General features: G+C 73.5%; 19 protein-coding genes and 1 pseudogene. 8 read left to right on the top strand and 12 right to left on the bottom strand.

The features are described from left to right. Window positions 1-50: 50 nt before the first annotated feature. Window positions 51-1208 (bottom strand): hypothetical protein, encoded by a 1158-nt coding sequence (locus HGB44_RS15355; protein WP_061079341.1) that lies wholly within the window; start codon window positions 1206-1208, stop codon window positions 51-53. A gap of 278 nt (window positions 1209-1486) precedes the next feature. Between HGB44_RS15355 and thiD the strand changes: the two genes are divergently transcribed. Next, window positions 1487-2287: a bifunctional hydroxymethylpyrimidine kinase/phosphomethylpyrimidine kinase gene (gene thiD / locus HGB44_RS15350; RefSeq protein WP_061079340.1), complete on the top strand. Its 801-nt coding sequence runs from the start codon at window positions 1487-1489 to the stop codon at window positions 2285-2287. Between the two features lie 112 nt (window positions 2288-2399). After that, window positions 2400-2591 carry a CsbD family protein gene (locus tag HGB44_RS15345; RefSeq protein ID WP_061079339.1) on the top strand — a complete coding sequence of 64 codons (192 nt, stop codon included), beginning with the start codon at window positions 2400-2402 and terminating at the stop codon, window positions 2589-2591. Window positions 2592-2657: 66 nt separating this feature from the next. On the opposite strand, the gene HGB44_RS15340 is transcribed toward HGB44_RS15345, so the two are convergent. From HGB44_RS15340 to HGB44_RS15310, 7 genes and pseudogenes are all read right to left on the bottom strand, one after another. Beyond that, window positions 2658-3701 (bottom strand): ferric reductase-like transmembrane domain-containing protein, encoded by a 1044-nt coding sequence (locus HGB44_RS15340; RefSeq protein ID WP_061079338.1) that lies wholly within the window; start codon window positions 3699-3701, stop codon window positions 2658-2660. A gap of 197 nt (window positions 3702-3898) precedes the next feature. Continuing rightward, window positions 3899-4177: pseudogene (locus HGB44_RS15335) on the bottom strand (MarR family winged helix-turn-helix transcriptional regulator); the annotation flags it as partial. 77 nt (window positions 4178-4254) lie between these two features. Further along, window positions 4255-7245, bottom strand: a complete 2991-nt coding sequence (locus HGB44_RS15330; protein ID WP_061079337.1) for a glycoside hydrolase family 2 TIM barrel-domain containing protein — start codon at window positions 7243-7245, stop codon at window positions 4255-4257. Window position 7246: 1 nt separating this feature from the next. Continuing rightward, window positions 7247-9394: an alpha-galactosidase gene (locus tag HGB44_RS15325; RefSeq protein ID WP_061079336.1), complete on the bottom strand. Its 2148-nt coding sequence runs from the start codon at window positions 9392-9394 to the stop codon at window positions 7247-7249. Continuing rightward, window positions 9391-10290, bottom strand: a complete 900-nt coding sequence (locus HGB44_RS15320) for a carbohydrate ABC transporter permease (RefSeq protein WP_061079335.1) — start codon at window positions 10288-10290, stop codon at window positions 9391-9393. Before HGB44_RS15320 ends, HGB44_RS15325 begins: the two co-directional genes overlap by 4 nt. Beyond that, window positions 10287-11171, bottom strand: a complete 885-nt coding sequence (locus HGB44_RS15315) for a carbohydrate ABC transporter permease (protein ID WP_061079334.1) — start codon at window positions 11169-11171, stop codon at window positions 10287-10289. The genes HGB44_RS15320 and HGB44_RS15315 overlap by 4 nt, the downstream gene beginning before the upstream one ends. A gap of 109 nt (window positions 11172-11280) precedes the next feature. Further along, the gene (locus tag HGB44_RS15310) at window positions 11281-12594 is read right to left on the bottom strand and encodes an ABC transporter substrate-binding protein (RefSeq protein ID WP_061079333.1); all 1314 of its coding nucleotides are present in this window, start codon (window positions 12592-12594) and stop codon (window positions 11281-11283) included. A 214-nt stretch (window positions 12595-12808) separates the two neighbouring features. On the opposite strand from HGB44_RS15310, the gene HGB44_RS15305 reads away from it, so the two are divergent. The 5 genes from HGB44_RS15305 to HGB44_RS15285 all read left to right on the top strand — a co-directional run bounded on the left by HGB44_RS15305 (window position 12809) and on the right by HGB44_RS15285 (window position 17843). Next, entirely contained in the window at window positions 12809-13606 is a 798-nt protein-coding gene (locus tag HGB44_RS15305; RefSeq protein ID WP_017563230.1) for a DeoR/GlpR family DNA-binding transcription regulator, read from the top strand. Continuing rightward, entirely contained in the window at window positions 13603-14685 is a 1083-nt protein-coding gene (gene galT / locus HGB44_RS15300) for a galactose-1-phosphate uridylyltransferase (protein ID WP_061079332.1), read from the top strand. The genes HGB44_RS15305 and galT overlap by 4 nt, the downstream gene beginning before the upstream one ends. Continuing rightward, entirely contained in the window at window positions 14682-15644 is a 963-nt protein-coding gene (galE, locus tag HGB44_RS15295) for a UDP-glucose 4-epimerase GalE (RefSeq protein ID WP_061079331.1), read from the top strand. The genes galT and galE overlap by 4 nt, the downstream gene beginning before the upstream one ends. Before the next feature lie 31 nt (window positions 15645-15675). After that, window positions 15676-16815 (top strand): galactokinase, encoded by a 1140-nt coding sequence (galK, locus tag HGB44_RS15290; protein ID WP_061079330.1) that lies wholly within the window; start codon window positions 15676-15678, stop codon window positions 16813-16815. Window positions 16816-16928: 113 nt separating this feature from the next. Beyond that, the gene (locus tag HGB44_RS15285) at window positions 16929-17843 is read left to right on the top strand and encodes a Gfo/Idh/MocA family protein (RefSeq protein ID WP_061079329.1); all 915 of its coding nucleotides are present in this window, start codon (window positions 16929-16931) and stop codon (window positions 17841-17843) included. Window positions 17844-18114: 271 nt separating this feature from the next. Here HGB44_RS15285 and HGB44_RS15280 read toward each other — a convergent pair whose 3' ends face one another. Together HGB44_RS15280 and HGB44_RS15275 are read right to left on the bottom strand one after the other, a co-directional pair. Next, on the bottom strand, window positions 18115-18384 hold the full coding sequence (locus HGB44_RS15280; RefSeq protein WP_061079328.1) for a GlsB/YeaQ/YmgE family stress response membrane protein: 270 nt from the start codon (window positions 18382-18384) through the stop codon (window positions 18115-18117). A gap of 134 nt (window positions 18385-18518) precedes the next feature. Beyond that, complete coding sequence (locus tag HGB44_RS15275; RefSeq protein WP_061079327.1) at window positions 18519-19091, bottom strand: hypothetical protein; 573 nt, start codon at window positions 19089-19091, stop codon at window positions 18519-18521. Between the two features lie 232 nt (window positions 19092-19323). On the opposite strand from HGB44_RS15275, the gene HGB44_RS15270 reads away from it, so the two are divergent. Then, complete coding sequence (locus HGB44_RS15270; RefSeq protein ID WP_061079326.1) at window positions 19324-19707, top strand: helix-turn-helix domain-containing protein; 384 nt, start codon at window positions 19324-19326, stop codon at window positions 19705-19707. Window positions 19708-19890: 183 nt separating this feature from the next. On the opposite strand, the gene HGB44_RS15265 is transcribed toward HGB44_RS15270, so the two are convergent. Both HGB44_RS15265 and HGB44_RS15260 read right to left on the bottom strand, forming a co-directional pair. Continuing rightward, the gene (locus tag HGB44_RS15265) at window positions 19891-20514 is read right to left on the bottom strand and encodes an ATP-dependent Clp protease proteolytic subunit (RefSeq protein ID WP_061079325.1); all 624 of its coding nucleotides are present in this window, start codon (window positions 20512-20514) and stop codon (window positions 19891-19893) included. Then, entirely contained in the window at window positions 20511-21170 is a 660-nt protein-coding gene (locus HGB44_RS15260; RefSeq protein WP_061079324.1) for a ClpP family protease, read from the bottom strand. Before HGB44_RS15260 ends, HGB44_RS15265 begins: the two co-directional genes overlap by 4 nt. Window positions 21171-21227 lie beyond the last annotated feature (57 nt).

Raw genomic sequence — 21227 nt, 5'->3', positions numbered from 1 at the left:
CCGGCCGGGCGGGGCGGAGCCCGCGCCCGGCCGGACCGCCGGTCAGCCGGTCACGCGCGCCCCGCCCGCATCAGGCTTTCGAGCAGCGGCCCGAACTCCGGGTCGGCGGTGCGCAGCGCGACCGATCCCGCCCCGTGGTCCACCTCGACCGCCACGGCGCTCAGACGGGGAAGGTCCGTGCCGGAACCGGGCCGCCACCAGTAGAGCTGTGGGGTGACGGGTTTGTCGGCGTCGGCCGCGAACCTCCCGGCCAGCTCCTGGAACCGCTCCATCGCCAGGATCGGGTGCGCCTGTCCCAGCGGGTGCGCCAGGACCACCTGCGCCACCGGGAGCGCGACGAGCGCGCCGTGCGGAGCCTCCCCCAGGTGGCGGTCCAGCACGTGCACCTGCGCCGAGACGTAGAGGTGCTGTCCGCCGACGTGGACGATCCCCACCCCGTCGATCTCGTGCTCGCTGACCTCCACGGGCTCGGCCACCGAGCGGGCGACCGCCTCGGCGAAGACCTCCTCCGTGGCCCGGCCCGACTCCTCGTGGGTGCGGCGGCTGAGCGGCTGGACGCTGTCGGGAAGGTCCACGGCCACGGTCTGCCACAGCCCGGGGGCGAGCTCCCGGGCCACGAGCCCGTCGAGCACGCCCTCGGGGAAGGCGTCACCGGGGTAGAGCCGGACCCGCAGCCGCTCGGCGGAGGCCGGGGGCTGCTCCCGCACCTGGTCCATGCGGCGGAGGATCGTCTCGGCGAAGCGGCCCGCCTCCTCGAAGGCCCCGTCCTCGGAGGCGTTCTCGACCTCGGCGAGGTAGGCGCTCACGTCGGTGGTGGCGTGGCCGCCGTCGGGCAGCGCCAGGCGCAGGGTCCGCGGCGTCTCGAAGCGGACCTCGACGCCCATGCGCCCGAACACCGCGACGAGGGCTCCCCGGCCGTGGTCGTCCGAGCGCGGCGGGTAGTGGGTGCCCAGGAGGACGCCCTGCTCGCGGAACCGGCGCATCGTGGCGAGGACGGTCTGCTCGGCCATCTGCGGGTACTGCTCGGCGGGGTACTCGCGGGCGCGCTCGACCGCCTCGGAGTAGTCGGCGTCGAAGGGCCCGGCCCCGGGCAGGGGGATGCGCACGCCCGTCGCGGAGATCCTGTGCGCCCCGATGTCCGCCCGGCGGTAGGCCTCCACCATGAGGCCGACGATGTCGGGGGGCTCGGGGCTCGGTGTCTGTGCCATAAGGTGTACGACTCCTCGTTCACGCCCGCGGTTCGCCTGTGGCGCGGGGGGTGTACGCGTCCGGGGCCCGCGTGGCGCCCCTGACCTGTGTGCCTCAGTGTGCCCGCTCCCCACGACGCGGCCCGCGGTCCGGGCGTCGCGGAGCGGCAGACGCGCGGCTGCCGCCGCGAACAGGGGGAACGTCCGGTCTGTCCACTGTGGTGCAATTGTTCGGGGGTTCGCGGGCAGGTGGGGACCGCGGGCTCCGCGACAGCACACCAAGACGAGGGGGTTCCCCGATGACCAACCGCGCGTACGTGATCGCAGGGTCGGAGGCCACCGGCGGCGCCGGTATCCAGGCCGACCTCAAGGCCTTCCAGGAGCTGGGCGTCTACGGCATGGGGACGATCACCTGCATCGTGTCCTTCGACCCGAAGAACGGCTGGGGCCACCGCTTCGTCCCCGTGGCCCCCGAGGTCATCGCCGACCAGATCGAGGCGGCGACCTCCTGCCACGACCTGGACGTGGTCAAGATCGGGATGCTCGGCACCCCGGACACCATCGACGTGGTCGCCGAGGGGCTCCGGCGCCAGCCGTGGCGGCACGTGGTCCTGGACCCCGTGCTGATCTGCAAGGGCCAGGAGCCGGGCGCCGCCCTGGACACCGACAAGGCGCTCACCGCGCAGATCCTGCCGCTGGCCACCGTGATCACGCCCAACCTCTTCGAGGCGCGCACCCTCGCGGGGATGGAGGCGCTGGAGACGGTGGACGACCTGGTCGAGGCCGCCCGCCGCATCCACGAGCTGGGGCCGCGGCACGTCATCGTCAAGGGCGGCGTGGAGCTGCCGGGCACGGACGCGGTGGACGTGTACTTCGACGGCGAGGAGACGACCGTCCTCAGCGCCCCGAAGATCGGGAACGCCAGGGTGAGCGGCGCGGGCTGCACCTTCGCCGCGGCGATCACCGCCGAACTGGCCAAGGGCGGCGAGGTGGGACCGGCCGCGGACGTGGCCAAGGAGATGGTGCGCGAGGGCATCAGCCACCGGGTGGACACGCACGCCCCGTTCGACTCGGTGGCCACGATCGCCCCCGGAGCCTAGACAGCTCTCCCCCTTTTGCCCTTTTTGTCGGAATTTTTATCGTGAGCACGGTTCGTGCCCCCGTCCGGCGGTCAGGTCTGCCCACAGGACGAGCACCGAGGGGGAGTTGCACATGTCCGCAGGCGACCAGGCCAGGAACAAGGCCGACGAGTTCAAGGGCAAGGCCAAGGAGAAGCTCGGCGAGGCCACGGACAACCAGCAGTGGCAGGCCGAGGGCAAGGCCGAGAAGAGCACCTCGAAGTTCAAGCAGGCGGGCGAGAAGGCCAAGGACGCCCTGACCCGGGACGACAGGCCGGGGGGGTAGGGGGTCCGCGTGGTCCCAGGCGGGGAGGCACCGGCCGGTGCCTCCCCGCCCGCGTGCGCGCCCGCCTCACTCCCGGACGGGGCGCCCGCGCAGCGCGAGGACGACCGCCCCGATCACCGTGAGCAGGAGGGCGAGCCCGCCCCAGACCATGCCCTGGGTCACCAGCATCTCCCCGCTCTCGGCCCCCGGGGTCCTGCCCCCGTCGCGGCCGGTGACGGTCACGGCGAGCAGGACGACGACGGTGGCCGCGACGCCCAGGCGCGCCCCCGCGCGGGCGAGCGCCCTGAGCCTCCGCCCGCCGGCGAGGTCGCCCGGGGTGAAGCGCTCGTCCGCGCGCAGCGGCGCCAGGAGCCGGGCCAGCAGCAGGAGGGCCACGGGGAGCTGGAGCGCCCACACCGCGGTGCGGAACCAGCCGTCGAACCACACGTTCGTGCCGTAGAGCAGGGTGTGCCACACGCTGAGCGCGTAGACGACGATGACGAACCGGTGCAGGGCCCGCCACAGGCGCGTCCCGGTCCAGGAGCGCACGTAGTAGGCGAGGCTGAGCGGGATCGCCAGGTAGAGGGCGATCAGGCCGATGAGGATGGCGACCTGCCCGGTCCCGGAGGAGTAGCCGCCGGGCACGAAGGTGTCCACGAACGCGGAGGCCAGGCGCCCGCCCCAGCCCAGTCCGTACTCGTTGTCCCGGACGAGTTCGAGGAAGAACGCGAGGGCGTGGGCGAACATGAGCCCGATGGTGGTCAGGCTCGTGACGCGGTGCCAGCGTTCGATCCGGGCGTGGGAGACCGGTGATCCCGGCAGGGGGGCGGTCGAGCGGAGCAGGCCGAGCATGACGGTGATCCAGGCCCACAGCAGCGCGGACCAGCCGAAGGCCTGGCAGAGCCAGTACAGCCAGTACTCGCCCGCGTCGGCGAGGAAGGGCATGACCACGAGGGTCTGCGAGGTTCCCGCCTCGACGCGGGAGTAGAGGAGGACGAAGAGGGCGAGGGTGACGGCGAGGGCGGCGGCGGTGTCGGGTATCAGGCGCCGCAGGTCGGCGCGTAGGGACCTGTGGTCGATGCGGGGGGCTCCCCGGGCGGGGGAGGCGGCGGATCCGGTCGGCTCTGCCATGGGCGGAACCCCTTTCGCGGTGGGGGTTCCATCGCAGCAGCGCCCCGGGGCCCGCGACCACCCCTCCTTCGCGGTTTCCCTGCCGCGAACGCGGTTTCCCGGCCCGGACGGGCCCGGCCGCGAGGCGTCCCCACCGCACCGCGACCGCCCGTGGGCCCGGCGTGGCGGGGACCGGCCGGGACCGGCGGCTCCCGGCGTCAGCCTCCGGCCTCCTCCGGCAGTGTGTCCCCCAGGGAGAGCAGCAGCGTGCGCAGCAGTCCCGCCAACTGCTCGCGCTACCCGGCGTCGAGCCCGTCGAGCAGGCGCGTCTCGTTGGCGACGTGCCCCTCCAGGACCCGGTCCACCAGGGCCAGCCCCTCGGGGGTGAGCTCCACCAGAACGCGGCGCCGGTTGTCGGGATCGACCTGCCGTGTGACCAGGCCCCGGCCGACCAGCCGGTCCACCCGGTGGGTCATGGCGGCGGAGCCGACCCGTGCAGATGACGGGCGCCCTGGCAGCGGTCGCGGCGGTGGTGCTGGTCCAGCTCACCACCGCGCCGCGACCGCCCGGGACCTCAGCCCAGCGGGACCAGGGCGAGCCGGAGCCGGTGGCTCCCGGCCGTCAGGCGGTGGGCGGGGAGCACCCCGGGGCCGCACGAGGCTGAGCCGACGCCCTGGTGCGCCTGGTCCAGGTGCAGGTGGATCCGGTCGCCGGGGACCAGCTCGTGCGGGTGGTCGGCCGCGTCGAGCGCCGCCGTGTCCCAGCGGCGCGCGGTGAAGTCGAACACCGGGTCGCCCTCCACCCGCAGGCCCGTCCCGTCCGCCGCCCGCAGGACGAGCCACCTGGTGTCCATGCGGTTGCCGTTCTCCTGGGGCCGCAGGTAGGGCGTCTGGAGGCCGTCGACCGTGTCGGAGAAGCGGCCGACCCGCGCGGCCTGGGACACGTCCCGGTAGGCCTCCCCCGGTCCGCGGCCGAACCACTCCGCCTCCCCCAGCGAGGACGGCAGGCCGACGTGCACGCCGAAGCGCGGCAGCGGGCAGGGCCACTCCCCCTCCGCCTCGGCCTCCACGGTCAGGAGCAGGCGCTCCCCGTCGGCGCCCCACCGGTAGGCGGCGCGCATGCCGAACTCCTGGGCCGCCGGGGCCAGCCGCGTCCGGACGACGAACTCGCCGTCCTCCCAGCCGGTGGACAGCAGGCGTTCGGTGAGCCGGTGCAGTCCCGCCGCGCGCCACGGGACGGCCACGGAGTCCCCGTGCCGGGCCACGTCGTTGTCGGTAGGGGCGCGCCACAGGTCCACGACCGGCGCGTCCACGGACAGGCCGCCGACTCGGAGCAGCGCGCCGGTCTCCGCGTCCAGCAGGCCGGGGCCGATCCGCACGGTGCCGTCCCGCTCGACGGACGGCGGGAGCACGGCGGAACCGTCCCCGGCAGCGGGCGTCGCAGGCACGGCGCCGCCCTCAGCCCCCGCACGCGCACCCGCACCCGCCCCCTCCGGCGTGTCCGGTGCTTGCGCACCCCGTGCCCCGGAAGCACCCACCTCGGCCTGGCCCCAGGCCAGCTCGTGCCCGGTCGGGGCCCAGGGCTGGTCCCCGGCCAACCGGACGGACACGGTCAGCCAGGTCTCCCCGGACGCCTCGGGCAGCGCGGGCAGCGCCGCCTCGGCGCTCTCCCCGGCCGCGAGCAGCGGCACGTCCAGGACGCCCTCCCCCAGCAGGGCCCCCTCCCCCTCGACCCGCCAGGCGAAGACCAGACCCGAGGTGTCCCGGAAGTCCCAGGTGTTGGTGACGCGGACGGTCCCGGCGGCCGGGTCGGGGACCACGCGGACCGGCTCGACGGTCCTGGCGTAGGCCTCCAGCCCGGGGCTGGGCGTGCGGTCGGGCAGCAGCAGGCCGTCAGCGACGAAGTTGCCGTCGTGCAGCGCCTCGCCGAAGTCGCCGCCGTAGGCGAACCACGCGGTGCCGTCCGGCTCGCGGCGGCGGACCCCGTGGTCGATCCACTCCCAGACGAACCCGCCCTGGCAGCGCTCGTGCCCCTCGAAGAGCCGCTGGTACTCCTCCAGCCCGCCGGGTCCGGTGCCCATGGCGTGCCCGTACTCGCACAGGATGAACGGCAGTCCGCGCCGGTGCGCGTCGGCGGCCGGGTCGGCGGTCGGCGCCTCCTCCCGGCGGCCGATGGCGTCCACCTCCTCGTGCGGCGCGTACATGCGCGAGTACACGTCCACGTACGCGCTGTCGCGGTCCCCCTCGTAGTGGACCGGCCGTGAGGGGTCGTGTCCGCGGGTCCACTCCGCCATGGCCCGCAGGTTCCCACCGGTCCCGGCCTCGTTGCCCAGGGACCACAGGATGACGCTGGGGTGGTTGCGGTCGCGCGCGACGGTGCGGCGCATCCGGTCCAGGTAGGCCTCGCGCCAGCGCGGGTCGTCGGAGGGGTTGCCGCGCCAGCCGACCTCCTCGAACCCGTGGGTCTCCAGGTCGCACTCGTCCACGACCCACAGGCCCAGCTCGTCGCACAGGTCGAGGAAGTCGGGGTGGGGCGGGTAGTGGCTGGTGCGCACGGCGTTGACGTTGTGCCGCTTCATCAGCAGCACGTCCTCGCGCATGGTCTCCCGGGGCACGGCGCGGCCGTGGTCGGGGTGCCACTCGTGGCGGTTCACGCCCCGCAGCAGCAGGGGGCGGCCGTTGACCCGCAGGAGTCCGCCGGAGACCTCCACGGTCCGGAAACCCGTCCTCGCCCGGACCCGCTCCCCCGGTGTGCGCACCTCCAGGTCGTACAGGCGGGGCGTCTCGGCCGTCCACGGCTCGACCGCGCCGACCTCGTGGTCCACACCGGCGGCGGCGTCCACCAGCCCCAGTTCGGGGATGCTGACCAGGGCCTGGGCGGACCCGGCCACGTCCACGCGCAGGGTCCCCGTGCCCGCGGTGTGGTCGTAGGCGGCGCTCACCGTGAGGTCGCCGACCCCGTCGGCGGGCCGGGCGAGGAGGGTGACGTCGCGGAAGATCCCCGACAGCCACCACATGTCCTGGTCCTCCAGGTAGCTGGCGGCCGACCACTGGTGGACGCGCACCGCCAGGGTGTTGCGCCCCGGGCGCAGCAGGTGGCCGACCTCGAACTCGGCGGCCAGGCGGCTCCCGGTGGAGAAGCCCAGCTCGGTGCCGTTCAGCCACGCCCGGAAGCAGGAGTCGACCCCGTCGAAGCGCAGGACCGCCGCCCCCTCGGGCCACTCCTCCGGCAGGTCGAAGACGCGCCGGTGGTCGCCGGTCGGGTTGTCGTCGGGCACGTACGGGGGGTCGATCGGGAAGGGGTAGGAGATGTTGGTGTAGGCGGGGGCGCCGTGGCCGTGCATCTGCCAGTGGGCGGGCACCGGCAGTTCGGCCCAGCCGGAGTCGTCGTGTCCGGGCTCCTCGAACCCGTCGGTGTCGGCCCGCGCGCGGTCGAGCAGCCGGAACCGCCACACGCCGTTGAGGTCCAGGGACGGGGCGTCGGAGGAGAAGCGGGCGCGGGGCGCGAGGGTCCCCTTGGAGGGCGCGAAGTCCTCCAGGTAGGCGGGCTTGCGGATGGCGGGCACGTCAGGCCTCCCTCAGGTGCAGGATCAGGGCTTGGGACGGGTTGAGGTTGGGCAGCTGCACGCCCGAGCGGGTGAGCACCGCCCCCGACACGGTGGCCCCGCCGTTGGCGAACCACTCCGGGAGCACGCGCTGCATGGTCGAGGGCGGGCCCGCCTCCGGCCGCCACGTCAGGCGGTAGACGCGGTCCTCGCGCAGGCCGGGCAGCCGGACCCGTCCCGGCAGGGCGCGGACGGAGGTGGTCAGCCGGGCGTAGCGGAACACCGCCTCGCTCCCGTCCGGAGCGACCACGCCGTCGAGCTGTTCGGCGGGGTCGGGCGCGTCGGCGTGCACGGCCTTGCCCGAGTGCAGCAGCGGGCGCAGCTCCTTGTACAGCGAGATCCACGAGCTCAGCGCGGTCAGCTCGGCGTCGGTGCAGCGGGTGACGTCCCACTCGATCCCGGCGTGGGCCAGCAGGCTGGTCAGGCAGCGGAAGGACAGGTCGGCGTCGCGGCCGGTGGTGTGCGCGGTGCGCCCGCCGACGTGGCTTCCGACCAGCTCGGGCGGCAGCAGCAGTGAGGTCCAGCGCTGGATGGCCAGCCGCTCCAGGGGGTCGTTGGTGTCGGAGGCCCACACGCGGTCGGTGCGCTCCAGGATCCCCAGGTCCACGCGGCCCCCGCCGGAGGAGCACGACTCGATCTCCAGGCCGGGGTGCCTGGCGCGCAGCCGGTCGAGCAGCGCGTAGACGGCCAGGGTCTGGCGATGGGTTCCGGCGGCGCCGGTGGGGGCGTGCACGGGTTCGAGGAGGTCGCGGTTGTGGTCCCACTTGAGGTAGTCGGGCCGGTACTCGGCGACCAGCGCGTCCAGGTGCTCGAACACGTGCTGGAAGGCCTCGGGACGGGACAGGTCCAGGAGCTGCTGGTGGCGGCTGGGCGGGGCCGGGCGCCCCTCGGCGGTCAGGACCCACTCGGGGCGGGCGCGGGCCAGGTCGGAGTCGGGGTTGACCATCTCCGGCTCCACCCACAGCCCGACCTGCATGCCCAGGGAGCGCACGTGGTCGAAGAGCGGGTGCAGGCCCTCGGGCCACACTCCGGTGTCCACGGTCCAGTCACCGAGTCCCGCGGTGTCGTCGCGGCGGCCCCGGAACCATCCGTCGTCCAGCACGAACCGCTCCACGCCGATCCGCGCGGCGGTGTCGGCGAGCCGTGTGAGGGTGGCGAGGTCGTGGTCGAAGTAGACGGCCTCCCAGGTGTTGAGCACCACCGGGCGCGGGGTGCGGGGGTGGCCGGGCCGGGCGCGCAGCCAGCGGTGGATCCGCGCGGACATCCCGTCCAGCCCCCGGTCGGACCAGGAGAGGAACACCCACGGGGTGGAGTAGGAGTCGCCCCGGTCCAGGCGCACCTCGCCGGGGTGGAGCAGCTCCCCGCCCGCGAGCACGGCGTCGGCCTGCCCGGCGCCCTCGGGGAGGCGTTCGGCCAGGTGGACGTGGTCACCGCTCCAGGCGGTGTGCACGCCCCACACCTCGCCGTGGCGGAACCCGAACCCGGGGGTCCCGGCGGCGAGGACCAGCGCGGAGTCGTGGCCGGTCCGGCCGCGGCGCGAGGCGCGCAACCGCGTGCCAGTCGCCAGTTCCTGGCGCTGGGGGGAGCGCTCACGGCACCAGCGACCGGTCAGGTCCAGGACCTCGCCCGCCTCGCGGGGCAGGGGCAGGGTGACCCGCAGGGCGTCCAGGGTCCACGGCGCGGCGTCGGTGTTGGTGACCGTGTTGCGGGCGCGGACCAGCCCGGAGGGCTCCATGCGCAGCTCGCAGCGCAGTGCGATCCCGTCGGCCTCGGCCAGGACCGTGAGGACCCCGCCCACGCCGGGGGCGGCCTCCTCCAGCGGTTCCGCGGAGACCTCGCGCACGGTCCAGTCCGGGAAGGTGGCCCGGCCCTCGTGGTGCCCGGAGATCCCGGGGTGGCCGCGCCAGCCCTCCCCCTGGACGGGGACCAGCGACAGCCGTTGGGGCGTGTCCACGTCGTTGTGCGCGGCGGAGGGCGCCGCGACGGCGGCCAGCCCCTCGCCGTCGGGCAGGTCGGCGCCCCAGTGCAGGACGTGCGGGAGTCCGGCCTCGGGCACGGCGAGGATCAGGGCGGTCCCCGCCGCGCGCAGGCTGATGGTGCGGTACGTCATCCTTTGCTGGCTCCCAGGGTGAGTCCGGCGACGAAGTGGCGTTGCAGCGCGAAGAACACGACGAGCGTGGGCAGGGCGACGATGATCGACCCGGCCGAGAGCAGGTTGTAGTCGACGAAGAAGGCGCTCTGGAGGTTCTGCAGGGCGGTCGTGATGGGCAGCTTGTCCCCGCTGGACAGCAGCGCCAGCGCCCAGAAGAAGTCGTTGTAGATCCAGGTGACCAGGAGGGTGGCCAGCGCCGCCAGGCTCGGGCGGCACAGCGGGAGCACCACCCTCCAGTACTGCTCGAAGACCGACGCCCCGTCCACCCGGGCCGCCTCCAGCAGGGAGGCGGGCATGGCCTTCATGAAGTTGCTCAGCACGAACGTGCAGAACCCGATCTGGAAGGCCGTGTGGATGAGGACGACGCCGATGTGGCTGTCGTAGAGGGAGCCGGACTCGCTGATCCAGTACGGCAGGGGGATGGAGGTGTAGAGCCGGAACAGCGGGACGAGCAGCGCCTGGGCCGGGAGCAGGTTCGCGGCCAGGAACACCGCGAGCATCGTCAGGTTGAACCTGCGCGAGTAGTTGGAGAGCACGAAGGCCGCGCAGGAGGACAGGAACAGCGTCAGCAGCACGGCCGGGACCGTGATGACCAGCGAGTTCCAGAAGTAGCCGGGCAGCTGGCCCTCGTTCCAGGCCCGCGCGTAGTTGTCCAGGGTGAACCCGCCCAGGGACAGGTAGCCGTGCAGGGCGGTGTACTCGTAGTCGCGGAACGAGTTGACCAGCGCCCACAGGATGGGGAAGAACCAGGCCAGCGCCGTGACGCCGAGGAAGGCGTGCAGCACCGCCCGGGCCGGGCGGATCCTGGGGCGGCGGTACCGCCGGGGGGCGTCGGGGAGGGTCGTGGCGGTCACCGGTAGGCCCCTCTCAGCATGGTGGAGACGTAGACGACGATGAACACCAGCGAGATCACCAGCATGACCACGGCCAGCGCCGAGCCGAAGCCCACCCGGCTGGCCTCGCCGATGACGTTGGAGGTCACCAGCGCCGAGATAAGCTCCAGGCCGTTGCGCCCGCGGTTGATGATCCACACGATGTCGAAGGCGCGCAGCGCGTCGATGACGGTCACGACGAGCACGACCAGGTTGATGGGCAGCAGGGCCGGGAAGACGACCTTGGTGAACGTGCGCACCGGCCCGGCGCCGTCGATGGCCGCGGCCTCGCGCAGGGACGGGTCGACCGCCTTCAGCCCGGCCAGGTAGAGCAGCATGATGTAGCCGGTGTGCCGCCACCCGGCCGCGACCAGGACCGCGTACAGGTTGATGTCGGAGTCGCCGAACCAGTCCACGGGCGGGACGTCGGCGACCACCGCGAGGAGGGCGTTGAGCAGACCCTGGTCGCGGGAGTAGACGAGCTGCCAGATGAACCCGACCAGGGCCAGCGACAGCACGACCGGCATGTAGAAGACGCCCTGGTAGAACGACCCGCCGCGCAGCTCGCGGTCGAGCAGCACCGCCAGGAGCATCCCGAGGACGGTGGGGACCGCGAACAGCGCCACCAGCCAGACCAGGTTGTTGCGCAGAGCCGGGGCGAAGGGCGGGTAGATCGTGAACGCGTCCGTGTAGTTCTGCGTGCCGATCCACTCGATGGTGTCCAGGCCGCCGATGCCGTCCCAGCGGGTGAAGGACAGGATGATCGTGGCCATCGCGGGCAGCCACACCAGGCCCACCACGAGCAGGGCGGGCACGCCCAGCATCAGGCCGAGGGCGATCCGGTCCCCTCGGCTGTGGCGCATGCTCCCGCGTGCGCGCGGGGGGCGGCCGGGCGGGGCCTGTGCGGACCCCTGGGTCGGGTTTCGAGGCGGTGAGGGGGCGTTCGACACCACACCTGCTCTCCCTTCTGGTTCAGCCGCCGAAGATGGAGACCTTCTGGCGCTGGATGCTGGCGGTCAGGTCGGCGATGTCGTCCGGCTGTCGGAGGAAGCGCTGGAGCGCGGGGATCATGACGACGGACGCGAAGTCGGGACGGGTGTCCCGGTCCATGTACTGGGTGAGCGCTCCCGCGTTGGCGACCATGTCGTTGACCTTGGCGTCGAGGGAGCTGAACCCGCTGGTGCCGGCGTCCAGGTGGGTGGGGAGCGCCTGCGGGTCGATCGCGGTGTAGATCTCCTGGGCCCGGAGGGTGCCCATGTGCCCCGCGAGCTCGCGGGCCCCGTCGGGGTTGCGCGGGTCCCCGGAGAGCATGAACCCGTCGATGGGCGCCTCGACGGCGTCGGCGCCGATCGCGGGGTCGAACTCGGGGAAGGGGAAGCAGTCCAGGTCGTCCAGGTCCTCCTCGGGGAAGGAGTGGGTGATGAACATGCCGCAGAGCATCATCCCGGCCTCGCGCCGGACCAGGGCGGTCTGCGCCTCGTTGATGCCCCGGCCCAGGGGGTCGGGCTGGTGGTGTGGGAGCAGCTCGGCCCAGGCGCCGAAGACGCTCCTGACCTCGGCGGAGTCCCAGGAGTGGTCGCCGTTGAGCAGCTCCAGGTGGAAGTCGGGGCCGTTCAGCCGCAGGTTGAGGTGGTCGAACATGCCCATCGCGGGCCAGCCCTCGCGGATGCCGGAGGCGAGCGGTTCGAGCCCGTCCGCGCGCATGCGCCCGCACAGCTCCTCGAACTCCGCGCGGGTGGCGGGGACCTCGTAGCCGTGCTCCTCGAACACGCTCCTGCGGTGGAAGACCGCCCAGGGCGCGGTGGAGTCGGGGACCATGTACTGCCTGCCGTCGTCGGCCGTGCACAGCCTGCGCACCTGGTCGGTGAACGCGTCCCCGAAGTGGCGGTCCCAGACCCCGGAGACGTCGCTGATCAGGCCGCGTTCGGCGAAGAAGCGCATCCGGTAGCCCGCGAACCAGCCGATGACGTCGTCCGGGGTGCCCTGGAGGTAGTTGTTGATGCTCTCCTGGAAGGCGGTGGACTGGAAGGTGTTGACCTCCACGGTCAGCCCGGAGTCCGCCTCGAAGAGCCCGACGCTCTCGGCGACGGCCTCCTGCTGGGCCGGGTTGGCCCGGTTGGAGGCCAGGGTGACCAGGTTCGGGTCCCCGCGTCGGCCCGCGCCGCACCCCGCCAGGGCGGGCAGGGCCAGCAGTGTTCCGGCCCCGGCCAGGCCGCGCAGCAGGGTGCGGCGCCTCAGGCCCGGTGGTCCCGGCGGGCCTGGTGCTCCCGGTGGTCCGTGGTACATGGGGGCCTCCTTCGGACGGGGGGTTGCCACACAGGTGTGAAGGCGGTCACACGAACGTTTTAATATGTTCGACACTCATCCCCGGTCCTGTCAACAGGTACCAACGTTTTCCAACAGTTTTCCGGCGAGAGGGTGGGTACCATTGACACGAGAGGGGAACCTGGGACACTAGAACCAACAGATTTCCACATTTTCGATCATCCCTGGGGGGCGGATGCTGGCTGCGCAACGGCAGGAGCTGATCCTCGAACAGGTGCGGCGCGTCGGAGCGGTGCGGGTGTCCGACCTCGTCGAGAGCCTCTCGGTGTCGGACATGACCGTGCGCCGCGACCTCGACGCCCTGGAGGGCCGGGGGGAGCTGCGCAAGGTGCACGGCGGGGCCGTCGCCCCGGACGGCGCGCGCACCGAGGAGCCCGGCTTCGAGGCCAAGTCCACCCGCCAGGAGGACGAGAAGCACGCCATCGCCCGGGCCGTGGCCGACCTGGTCGAGCCGCACAGCGCCGTCGGCCTGTCCGCGGGCACCACGACCGCCACCGTCGCCGAGTACCTCGCCGACACACCGGGGCTGACGGTCGTCACCAACTCGCTGCGCGTGGCCGAGGTGTTCCACCGGGCCGCGCGGCCCGACCAGACCGTGGCGCTCACCGGCGGCTTCCGCACGCCCTCCGACGCGCTCGTGGGTCCGCTCGCGCTCGCCTCCGTGCGCGGCCTCAACCTGGACGTCCTCGTTCTGGGCGTGCACGGCATGCAGGAGCGCGCCGGGTTCACCACGCCCAACCTCATGGAGTCCGAGACCAACCGCGCCCTGGTGGAGGCCGCCGCCTCCCTCGTGGTCGCCGCCGACCACAGCAAGTGGGGCACGGTCGGGATCAGCACCATCGCGCCGCTGGACCGCTGCGACGTGCTGGTCACCGACTCCGGAACCGACCCGGCCGTCCGGGCGGCCCTGACCGAGCACGTGGGCCGCCTGGTGGTCGCCGACGTGCGACCGAGGAAGAAGGAGGACGGATGAGGAGGACCTCGGCCCGGCTGGCCGACGGCCGCGAGATCGTCTACTTCGACGAGGGCGACACCGCCCGCGACCCAGCACCCGACCTGCGCGAGCTGCCCCCGTCCGCGACGGGCGCGGAGATGCGCTTCGACCCCCTGCTGCGCGAGTGGGTGGTGGTGGCCTCCCACCGGCAGGGCCGCACCCACCTGCCCTCCAGCCACGACTGCCCGCTGTGCCCCTCCGGCGGGGGGCGCCTGACCGAGGTCCCGGCCGCCTCCTACGACGTGGTCGCCTTCGAGAACCGCTTCCCCTCGCTGGTGCGCGACGACGGCCGCGCGCTGGAGGGGGTCGGGGAGCTGGAGCCGTCCCGGCGCGTGGCCGCGGGCCGCTGCGAGGTCCTCGTCTTCGGCTCCGACCACGACGCGTCCTTCGCCGACCTGGGCCCCGAGCGGGCGCGCACGGTCATGGCCGCCTGGATCGACCGGACCGAGGCGCTGTCGGCGCTGCCGGGCGTGGAGCAGGTGTACTGCTTCGAGAACCGGGGGCCCGAGATCGGGGTGACCCTGCACCACCCGCACGGGCAGATCTACGCGTTCCCCTTCGTCACCCCGCGCACCCGGCGGATGCTCGACTCCGCCGAGGAGTACCGCGAGCGCACCGGCGGCTCGTTGTTCGCCGACGTGCTGCGCGCCGAACAGGAGGCCGGGGTCCGCGTGGTGGCCAGGACCGAGCACTGGACGGCCTTCGTCCCGGCCGCGGCCCGCTGGCCCGTGGAGGTGCACCTGTACCCGCACCGGCCGGTGCCCGACCTGCCCGCGCTGTCGGAGGAGGAGCGCGAGGACTTCGGCCGCCTCTACCTGGACGTGCTGCGCCGCTTCGACGCGCTCTACGACGCGCCCCTGCCCTACATCTCCGCCTGGCACCAGGCGCCCGTGCGCGACCGGCGCGACCTGGCCCACCTGCACCTGGAGCTGTTCTCGGTGCGGCGCGCGCCGGGCAAGCTCAAGTACCTGGCCGGGACCGAGTCCGGCATGGGCGCGTTCATCAGCGACGTCGCGCCCGAGACCGTCGCCGAGCGGCTGCGGGAGGTCGCACCGTGAGACTGCTCGTCACCGGAGGCGCCGGGTACATCGGGAGCGTGGTGACCGCCCTGCTGCTGCGGGCGGGCCACGAGGTGACCGTCCTGGACGACCTGTCCACCGGGCACGCGGACGCCGTCCCCGAGGGGGCCCGGCTGGTGGTCGCCGACGTGCGCGAGGCCGCCGACGTGCTGGACCCGTCCGTGGACGCCGTGCTGCACTTCGCCGCCAGGTCCCTGGTGGGCGAGTCGGTGGCGGATCCGGGCGGGTACTGGCATACCAACGTGTCGGGGACGCTGGCGCTGCTGGAGGCCGTGCGGCACCACGGCGTGGAGCGTGTGGTGTTCTCCTCCAGCGCCGCCACCTACGGCGACCCCGCCGGCGACGCGCCGATCCGCGAGACCGACCCGGCGGCGCCCACCAGCCCCTACGGCGCGAGCAAGCTCGCCGTCGACCACATGCTGGAGTCGTGGGCGGTGGCGCACGGGACCGGCGCGGTGAGCCTGCGCTACTTCAACGTGGCCGGGGCGCACCTGGGCTTCGGCGAGCGGCACGAGACCGAGACGCACCTGGTGCCGAACCTGCTGCGGGTGGCCGCCGAGGGGAACGGGCACGCCAGCGTGTTCGGCACCGACTACCCGACCCGGGACGGGACGGCGGTGCGCGACTACCTGCACGTCGCCGACCTGGCCGACGCGCACCTGCGCGCCCTGGAGAGCGTGCGCCCGGGCGTCTTCCGCGTCCACAACCTGGGCACCGGCGGCGGGCACAGCGTGCGCGAGGTGATCGAGGCGGTCCGACGGGTGACCGGCCGCCCGGTGCCCGTGGTGGACGGCCCGCGCCGCGCGGGCGACCCGGCCGTCCTGGTCGCGGCCAACGACCGGGCCCGCGAGGAACTGGGGTGGACGCCGGTGCGCACGCTGGACGAGACCGTCGCCGACGCCTGGGAGTTCGTCCTGGCGCGGCGCGGCACGGCCTGACCCCCATCGCACAGCAGGAAGGCAGGACCTCGTGGACGACGTGACGACCGCGTTCCACTCGGCGTTCGGGTACGGGCCCGAGGGCGTGTGGACCGCGCCGGGGCGGATCAACCTCATCGGCGAGCACACCGACTACAACGACGGGTTCGTGCTCCCCTTCGCCCTGCCCCACGCGCTGACGGCCTCCGCCGCCCGTCGGACGGACGGGCGGGTGCGGCTGCTCTCCCGGCAGTCGCCGGAGGAGTACGCGGCCCCGCTGGGCGACCCGGTCCCCGGCGCGGTGCGGGGGTGGGCCGCCTACCCCGCCGGGGCGCTGTGGGTCCTGCGCGACGAGGGCCACGAGGTGGACGGGCTGGACCTGCTGGTGGACAGCACGATCCCGAGCGGCGCGGGCCTGTCCTCGTCGGCCGCGCTGTCGTGCGCGACCGTCATGGCCGCGGCCTCCCTGTACGGCGCCGACCTCGCACCGGGCGAGGTGGCCCGGCTGGCCCAGCGGGTGGAGAACGACTTCGTGGGCATGCCCTGCGGGATCCTGGACCAGTCCGCGTCCATGCTCTCCACCGAGGGGCACGCCCTGTTCATGGACACGCGCACCCTGGAGACCGAGCAGGTGCCCTTCGACCCCTCCGCGCAGGGGCTGACCGTGCTGGTGGTCGACACCCGCGCCCCGCACCGGCACGTGGACGGCGCCTACGCCGAGCGCCGCCGCTCGTGCGAGGAGGCCGCGCGCGTCCTGGGGGTGGCGGCCCTGCGCGACGTCACCGACCTGCCGAGCGCCCTGGCCGCGCTGCCCGACGACGTGTCCCGCCGCCGGGTGCGCCACGTGGTGACCGAGAACGAGCGGGTGCTGCGGTCCGTGGACCTGCTCCGGTCCGGGCGCACGCGGGAGGTGGGGCCGCTGCTCACCGCCTCCCACGCCTCGCTGCGCGACGACTACGAGGTGAGCGTCCCCGAGGTGGACACCGCGGTGGACTCCCTCCTGGCCGCTGGCGCGCTGGGGGCCAGGATCACCGGCGGCGGCTTCGGCGGGTGCGTGGTCGCCCTGGTGGAGAGCGGGCGCGTGGAGGACTGCGGCAAGGCGGTCCTGGAGGCCTACCGGGAACGGGGCTTCGAGGAACCGGCCGTGTTCGGGGCCCTGCCGTCCGAGGGAGCGCGCCGCCTGCACCCCTGAGGCGCCGGGCGGGAACGGCCGGGAAACCGCACGCGGGCGGCCCCGCCCGAGGTTGTGGGAGCGCTTCCATGGACAATGGTGAGACGGTGGACACAAGGGACGAGGGAGTACGCATGGGACTCAGGTTCGGTCTGCTGGGCACGGGTTACTGGGCCGCGGAGACGCACGCCGCGGCGCTGGACGCCCATCCCGGCGCCACCCTGGCGGGAGTGTGGGGACGCGACGCGGCCAAGGCGGCGACGCTCGCCGAGCGCTACGGCACCCGGGCCTACGAGGACTTCGAGGCACTGCTGACCGACGTGGACGCCGTGGCGATCGCGCTGCCGCCCCACGTCCAGGGCGACCTGGCCCTGCGCGCCGCGCAGGCCGGAAAGCACCTGCTGCTGGACAAGCCGCTGGCGCTGTCGACCCTGGCCGCCGACGCGGTGGTCGCCGAGACCGAGGCGCGCGGGTTGGCGTCGGTGGTCTTCTTCACCAGCCGCTTCTCCGACAACGTGGTGGAGTTCGTGGACTCGGCCGCTGCGGAGGGCGGCTGGAACGGTGTTCGGGCGACGCTGTTCGCCTCGATCTTCGAGCCCGGCAACCCCTACGGCGGCTCGCGCTGGCGCCGGCAGAAGGGCGGCCTGTGGGACGTGGGCCCGCACGTGCTGTCGCTGGTGCTGCCGGTCCTCGGCCCGGTCACGCAGGTGACGGCGCTGGCGGGACCGCGGGACACCGTCCACATGCTCACCCGGCACGAGAGCGGCGCGGTCGGCTCGTTCGCGGTGACCGTGGACGCCGCCCCCGAGGCGAAGACCTTCGAGGTCGTGCTGCACGGCGAGCGGGGCTGGGTGCCGGTGCCCGGCGGTGACCGGAGCCCGGTGGAGGCGTTCGGCGCGGCGGTCGACCGGCTGCTGGCGCAGGTGGAGGGGACGGTGGGCGACCCCTGCGACGTGCGCTTCGGCCGGGACGTGGTGGCCGTGCTGGAGGCCGCCGAGTCCTCGGTGCGCCTGGGCCGGGCCGTGGGCGTGGACGAGGCCGCCGGATAGCGGTCCGGCGGCCTGGGACGGCGCCGCACCGGAGGCCGGCCTCGGAGGCCGGCCTCCGGTGCGGCGGCAGCGTCCTCGGGGACCCCCGCTTCGCACTGGTCCGTGTTCGGGCGGCCGAGGCGCGGGAACCCCCGGTGTCTTCGCCGGGGCCGCCCCCTCCGCCGTGATCTTGTACTTATAGCTCGTATCGACCGTCCAGCCTCGCTATAAGTACAAGATCATCGCAGTTCAGAACCCTCGTGGCACACCAGCGACGGTTCCGGCCAGACCACTAGGCGGTGCGGCCCTTGGCTCCCCTGGAGTAGAAGCCGTCGGCCAGGTAGACGATCGCTGCGGCCACCAGCACCTGGATGATCAGCGTGATGATCCATCCCGCGCCGAAGAGCCCCGCGGCGATCCAGCCGCCGATGAAGGCGGCCACGATGCCCAGGATCAGGGTGAGCCAGATCGGCAGGTGCTGTTTGCCGGGGACGATGAGGCGTCCCAGTGCGCCGACGATCAGGCCGACGACGATCGCACTGATGATTCCGGTGATCTCCATCTGTTCCTCCCGGATGTTGACGCCCTCACCCCCTGCCCGCTCGGTGACGGCGAAAACACGCGGGACACGCGCCCGGAACCAAGGCTTTGCACGTTCCGTGCCCGGCCATGGCCTGGTCGGCGGCGGCCGACCGCCTACCAGTTCCCGACCGCCTGGAGGGCCAGGAGGACGAGGCCGCGCGTGATGGACCCGGGCATCGGCCGGTCCACGCGCAGGGCGGCGTAGAGGACGGTCATCGGCAGTGCCACCAGGGCCGCGACGGCGAGGAGGCCCACGCCCTCGGTCAGCGGCGTGACGAGGGCTCCCACGGCGATCACGCCGAGCGCGGGGTCGGCCGTGAGCGCGGTCAGGACGGCGACCGCCAGGGCGAGGGCCGCCACGACCAGCAGTGTCGTCCAGAGCACCCGGTGACCGCCGAGCCAGCGGGTCAGCGCGCGGCCGAGCACGTGCAGCGGCTTGACCACGAGCCACAGCAGCACCGGTGCGAGCAGGAGGCTCGCGAGCAGCACGGAGGCCATGCCGTCCCGGGAGGTCGCGAGCGCACCCATGGAGTGCGCGGTCGACAGCACCACGAACACCAGGGCCCAGGCCAGCGCGTAGGCGCCGAGCGCGATGAGGCTGCGCGTCCGCAGCACGCGCCTGCGTCCGGTCGAGAACTCCTCCCGGGGCGGGCCCCCGGTTCCGGCGGTCCTGGCGGTCGCGTCCATGGCTGGCCTTTCCCTCCTCAGGGGCACCGGCTCTCCGCGGGGGCACCGGTTCTTCCCGACCGCACCGGTGGCCCCGCTGCGCGGGGACGGGGTGCCGACAGCGGATGCGACGCACGCGCCGCCCGGTCGGTTCTGCCCTTCGCAGAACGCCTGTGGACGGACTCCCCCGCAAGACGGCGTCGGCGTAGGCTCGTCGGGTGAGAACGTCGCGCACGACAACCGTGGAGGCCTGATGACCGACGTCCTGGGTTCGCTGGACGAGGCCCGCGCGGGCAGGCGCGCCGAGGAGCCGCAGGATCCCCTCATGCGCGACCTCATCGGCGACCTGCTGCGGCGCACCCGGACCGGACAGGGCCGCACGCTGCGCGACGTGGCCGAGGACGCCCAGGTCTCGCTGCCCTACCTGTCCGAGATCGAGCGCGGGCGCAAGGAGGCCTCCTCCGAGGTGCTCGCCGCCGTCTACCGCTCCCTGGGGCTGAGCCTGTCCGACGTGCTGGGCGAGCTGTACGAGCGGACCGTGACGGCCGGGCTGACCCGGACCGGCACCGGTCTGGGCGACTACCGGCCCGCCGCCGCGCCCGCCCACCAGGCCCGGGTCCTGTCGCTGGCCGCCTGAGGGCGGCGGGCCGCGGCGAAGCGCAGGCCCCAAGGAGGTACCGTTCGGGCGCCCGCGGGGTTCTGGAGGTACCGGACGTGCGATCGCGAGGAACGAGCCATCGCACGGGAGGTACCGAAGGTTCCCGCTCCTCGGGCGCCCGAACACGGGCCGAAGCGAAGCGCAGGCCCCGAGGAACACCGCCTACCCGGCGGCCCTCCCGGCCGCCGGGTGCGCCTGGCGGGTGGTGATGATCCCGTCCACCAGCCCGTAGTCCTTGGCCTGCTGGGCGGTGAAGATCTTGTCCCGGTCGGTGTCGGCGCGCAGCCGCTCCTGCGTCTGCCCGGTGTGCCGGGCCAGGATCTCCTCCACCTGCGAGCGGACCCGCAGGATCTCCTCGGCCTGGATCTCCAGGTCGGCGGCCACGCCCTGGCCCTCCCCGGAGGGCTGGTGCAGCAGCACCCGCGCGTGCTCCAGGGCCGTGCGCTTGCCCGCCGTGCCCGCCGCCAGCAGCACCGCCGCGGCGGAGGCCGCCTGGCCCATGCACACCGTGGCCACGTCCGCGCGCACGAACCGCATGGTGTCGTAGATGGCGGTCAGCGCGGTGTTCGAGCCGCCCGGAGAGTTGATGTAGAGCTGGATGTCGGTCTCGCTCGACTCGTAGTCGAGGTGGAGCATCTGCGCCATCACCACGTTGGCGACGTCGTCGTCGATCGGCGTGCCCAGGAAGACGATCCGCTCCGACAGCAGCCGGCTGAACACGTCGAAGGACCTCTCGCCGTGGGGCGTGCGCTCCACCACCATCGGCACCGTGTAGCGACCGCTCACCGGTTCTCCCCCTTCACGTACGTGGCGAACCCGGGCGCCCCGGTGCCCAGGCGGATACCGCCGCCGTTCATCTCCGACACCGACGCGACCACGTGGTCGACGAACCCGTACTCCCTGGCCTCCTGCGCGGTGAACCAGGCGTCGCGGTGCTGGTCCCGGGAGATGGTCTCCTCGGTCTGGCCGGTGTGCCTGGCGATCAGCCGCACCATGGTCTGTTTGGTGTGCGCGAGGTTCTCGGCCTGGATGGCGATGTCGGCGGCCGTCCCGCCGAGGCCGCCGGAGGGCTGGTGCATCATGATCCGCGCGTGCGGCAGGCTGTAGCGCTTGCCCGGAGCGCCGACGCAGGCCAGGAACTGGCCCATGCTGGCCGCGAACCCCATGACCAGGGTGGACACGTCGTTGGGCACGAAGTTCATCACGTCGTAGATGGCCAGCCCGGCCGACACCGAGCCGCCGGGGCTGTTGACGGCGAGCGTGATGTCCTTGCGCGGGTCCTCGTCGGCGAGCAGCAGGATCTGTGCGCACACCCGGTTGGCGCTGGTCTCGTCGACCTGCGTGCCCAGCAGCACGATGCGGCTGCGCAGCAGGCGCGCGGCCAGCTGGTCGTCGAAGGCACCGCCGGAGGCCTCCTCCGAGGCGGCGGTATGGGTCGGCATGGCGTTCTCCCTTCACCGGCCCCTCGCGGGCCGGTGGTTCCAGCCTGCGGCGGCGGG

Source organism: Nocardiopsis alborubida (genome assembly GCF_012396365.1).
Classification (GTDB): domain Bacteria; phylum Actinomycetota; class Actinomycetes; order Streptosporangiales; family Streptosporangiaceae; genus Nocardiopsis; species Nocardiopsis alborubida.
Note: the sequence above shows the minus strand (reverse complement) of the source record. Positions and strands in the feature narration are given on the sequence as shown.